At 72.8% G+C, this 4141-nt stretch carries 2 protein-coding genes and 1 pseudogene; all 3 read left to right on the top strand.

The window, feature by feature from the left end; genetic code table 11:
- Nucleotides 1-549: pseudogene (locus ACOJSN_RS01935) on the top strand (ABC transporter); the annotation flags it as partial.
- Nucleotides 546-2240, top strand: coding sequence for a GTPase (locus ACOJSN_RS01930; protein WP_420110822.1), 1695 nt, complete (start codon nt 546-548; stop codon nt 2238-2240). The pseudogene ACOJSN_RS01935 and the gene ACOJSN_RS01930, both read left to right, overlap by 4 nt.
- Before the next feature lie 67 nt (nt 2241-2307).
- The gene (gene aspS, locus ACOJSN_RS01925) at nt 2308-4092 is read left to right on the top strand and encodes an aspartate--tRNA ligase (RefSeq protein ID WP_420110821.1); all 1785 of its coding nucleotides are present in this window, start codon (nt 2308-2310) and stop codon (nt 4090-4092) included.
- The last annotated feature ends 49 nt before the right edge of the window (nt 4093-4141 follow it).

Genomic DNA, 4141 nt, shown 5'->3' with positions numbered 1-4141 from the left:
GGTGACGGACTGCACGCGGTGCTGGTCGCGGAGGCGGACGCCGCCGCCGAACGGGCGCAGCAGACGTTCCGGTCCGACAGCGCCGGGCGTGCGTTGCTGCAGGGACGCAGCTGGGACCGTGCGAGCGAGGGGTTCTCCGAGCGCGCCGCCACCACGATCCGCGATTGGCAGCGGTTCATCCTCGACCTGGTCCGCACCGAGGGGCAGGGCAAGCGCACGAGCGCCCGCATCCTGGCGTTCGGTGTGAACGGGATCGGGGTGGTGCTGATGATCCTGGCGTTCTCCGCCACCGGCGGGCTCATGGGCGCGGAGATCGCGATCGCGGGCGGCACGGCGGTGGTAGCGCAGCGGTTGCTCGAAGCGATCTTCGGTGAGGACGGCGTGCGGCGTCTGACCAGGTCGGTCCGCGAGGACCTCCTCGCGCGGGTCGACCGGCTGCTGGACTCGGAGAAGCAACGGTTCCTCGACCTGCTGGAGGAGGACAGCACGTCCGCGGACGAGCTTCGTGCTGCCGCGCAGGCCGTGCTTGCCGAGGTGTCCGCCCGATGAGGGCGCGGCACCGGGCGGATCTCAGCCAGCGGCTGGACGGGCTCCGACAGGCGGTCGAGACGCTCGAGGCGCTTCCCGCGTCCGCCGTGGCAGCAGGACAAGCGCGCGACCGCGCACGCGAGGTGCTCGCCAATGTCGGCCGCCGCCGGGAGCTGTCCGCGGCGCACACCGTGGTGGCTCTCGCCGGCACGACCGGGAGCGGCAAGTCCTCGCTGCTCAACGCGCTCACGGACACGGAGCTCGCCACCGTAGGAGCGAGGCGTCCGACGACGTCCCACCCCTCGGGCGTGATCTGGCCCGGTGACGGCGTCGAGGCTCACACCGTGCGGCCGTTGCTCGACTGGCTCGAGGTCGACCGGCGCCACGAGGTGACGGCGGGTCCCGGTGCGTGGTCCGAGGCCGCGTCCGTCAGCGGTCTCGTGCTGCTCGATCTCCCCGACATCGACTCGGTGGACCCGGAGCACCGGCGCCGCGCCGAGCGGCTCGCGAAGACCGTGGACGTGCTGGTCTGGGTGCTGGATCCGCAGAAGTACGCCGACGCCGTGGTGCATGCCGAGTTCCTCCGCCCGATGGCGCGGCACGCCGAGGTCACGGTGGTGCTGCTCAACCAGATCGACCGGCTCGCGGAGGCCGACCGCGCCCCCGTGCTCGCGGACCTCAAGCACCGGCTCGCCGACGACGGGCTGCGCCGAGCCCGTGTGCTCGGCGTCTCAGCCCGCACCGGCGAGGGGCTGGACGAGGTGCGCCGGACGATCGCCGAGCTGGTGCGGAAGCGACGCGCGGCCGAAGCACGCCTGTCGGCCGACGTCGCAACCGTGGCCGACGCGCTCGACGACGCGTACCACGTCGACGCCGTGCCCCAGTTGCCCGGCAGCGCCGAGCGCACGCTGGTGACGGCGCTGTCCGCCGCCGCGGGAGTCGACCGGGTGGCGGACGCAGTCGGCGCGTCCTTCCGCTACCGGGCACGCCGCCGCACCGGCTGGCCGTTGGTACGCTGGCTGGGCCGGTTCCGAGCCGACCCGCTGCGTCGGCTGCACCTGGATCGCTCCGTCGCCACGGAGGAGGGGCAGCCCGTGCTGACCGCATCCTCGGTGCCGGCGCCCTCGCCGGTCCAGAAGGCCCAGGTACACACGGCGCTGCGCGCGCTCGGTGACGCGGCAGCCGGCGACGCCTCGGAGCCGTGGCGCTCGCACATCCGCGCGGGCGCGACCGACGTCGGCGCCGCGCTGCCGGACGAGCTCGACCAGGCCGTGGTCCGCACCGAGCTCGCCGGCCGGCGCGACCCGCGCTGGTTCGGCCTGATCGGCGTGCTGCAGTGGCTGGTGTTCGCGACCTTCCTCACCGGCGCTCTGTGGCTGGGCGTGTACGCACTGCTCGGGTACCTGCGCATCGACGCACCCTGGGTGCCGCAGATCGGTCCTGTGCCGGCTGACCCGCCGCTGCCGGCGTTCCCGGCGATCCCGTGGCCCACCGCATTGCTCGTGGGCGGCGCCGTGCTCGGCATCCTCGTGGCGCTGCTCTCCGGTCTGGCGGCACGGCTGGGAGCCCGGCGCCGTGCCGCGCGTACCCGAGCGGCACTGCGGCGCTCGATTACGGCGACGGCGCAGAGCTCGGTGCTCTCGCCGCTCGCCTCGCGTGTGGCGCACGCACGCGCCTTCGCCGAAGGTATTGCCCTGGCTCAGGGGAAGTAGGATCGGCCGGGCGCCGGCACCACCCGGCTGCCTAGCCGTCCGTCACCCACGAAGGGACCCCCTGCTCGTGCTCCGAACCCACAACGCAGGCGCACTCCGCGCCGGCGACATCGGCACCACTGTCACCCTGACCGGGTGGGTGGACCGCCGGCGCGATCACGGCGGTGTGGCGTTCGTGGACCTGCGAGACGCCTCGGGCATCGCCCAGGTGGTCATCCGCGACGAGGAGGTGGCGCACCCGCTCCGCTCGGAGTTCGTGCTGCAGGTGACCGGTGAGATCAGCAAGCGTCCGGAGGGCAACGAGAACCCGGCCCTGGCCACCGGTGAGATCGAGGTCATCGCGACCGACGTCGTCGTCCTCAACCCGGCCGCCGCGCTGCCCTTCCAGGTCTCCACCGGAGCCTCCGAGGAGTCCGGGGTGGTCGGCGAGGAGACCCGCCTGAAGTACCGCTACCTCGACCTGCGGCGCCCCGCGCCCGCCCACGCGATCCGGTTGCGCGCGAAGGTCAACCAGGCCGCGCGACGCGTGCTGGACGACCAGGGGTTCGTGGAGGTCGAGACCCCCACGCTCACGCGGTCCACGCCCGAGGGTGCACGTGACTTCCTCGTGCCGGCGCGGCTCGCCCCCGGGTCCTGGTACGCGCTGCCGCAGAGCCCACAGCTCTTCAAGCAGCTCCTCATGGTCGGCGGCCTGGAGCGGTACTACCAGATCGCACGCTGCTACCGCGACGAGGACTTCCGCGCCGACCGGCAGCCCGAGTTCACCCAGCTGGACGTCGAGATGAGCTTCGTGGAGCAGGACGACGTGATCGCCGTCGCCGAAGAGGTGGTGGCCTCGCTCTGGCGGCTGATCGACGTCGAGATCCCGCGCCCGATCGCCCGCAGGACGTACGCGGAGGCGATGACCAGGTACGGGAGCGACAAGCCCGACCTGCGGTTCGGCGTCGAGCTGGTCGAGCTGACCGACTACTTCTCGGACACCCCGTTCCGGGTGTTCCAGGCGCCGTACGTGGGTGCCGTGGTGATGCCAGGCGGCGCCGACCAGCCGCGGCGCACGCTCGACGCGTGGCAGGAGTTCGCCAAGCAGCGCGGCGCCAGAGGGCTGGCCTATGTGCTCGTGGGTGAGGACGGCGAGCTGTCCGGGCCCGTTGCGAAGAACCTGTCCGACGCCGAGCGGGCCGGCCTGGTCGAGGCGGCGGGCGCGAACCCGGGCGACTGCATCTTCTTCGCCGCCGGTGCGGCTTCCGGTGCGCGTGCGCTGCTCGGTGCGGTGCGGCTGGAGATCGGCCGCCGGGTCGGCCTGATCGACGAGGATGCCTGGTCGTTCGTGTGGGTCGTGGACGCGCCGCTGTTCAAGCCGGTGGGCGAGGACGACGACGTGGCCGTGGGTGGCGGTGCGTGGACCGCGACGCACCACGCGTTCACCTCACCCAACCCGGACTGGATCGACCGGTTCGAGGAGGACCCTGCGAACGCGCTGTCCTACGCCTACGACATCGTCTGCAACGGCAACGAGATCGGCGGCGGGTCGATCCGTATCCACCGCGAGGAGGTCCAGAAGCGGGTCTTCTCCGTGATGGGCCTCGGCGAGGAGGAAGCGCAGGAGAAGTTCGGCTTCCTGCTCGACGCCTTCAGGTTCGGCGCCCCGCCGCACGGTGGCATCGCCTTCGGCTGGGACCGGATCTGCGCGCTGCTCAGCGACACCGACTCGATCCGGGACGTGATCGCGTTCCCCAAGACCGGCGGCGGCTACGACCCCCTCACCGCCGCCCCGGCGCCGATCACGCCGGAGCAGCGCAAGGAGGCCGGCGTCGACGCGCCGCCCAGGACTGCGGAGGCACCGACGGAGTGAGCGACGACGCCGGCCTGTTCGACGTACCCGGGGCCGCCGCGGCCACGGC

Source organism: Pseudactinotalea sp., assembly GCF_048594945.1.
Classification (GTDB): Bacteria; Actinomycetota; Actinomycetes; order Actinomycetales; family Beutenbergiaceae; genus Pseudactinotalea.
The sequence above is the reverse complement of the archived record's forward strand: the minus strand, read 5'-3'. Positions and strand labels throughout refer to the sequence as shown.

Excerpts from the sequence above, each read along its gene's own strand:
- ACOJSN_RS01930 (WP_420110822.1), top strand. The coding sequence starts at position 546 with ATGAGGGCGCGGCACCGGGCGGATCTCAGCCAGCGGCTGGACGGGCTC.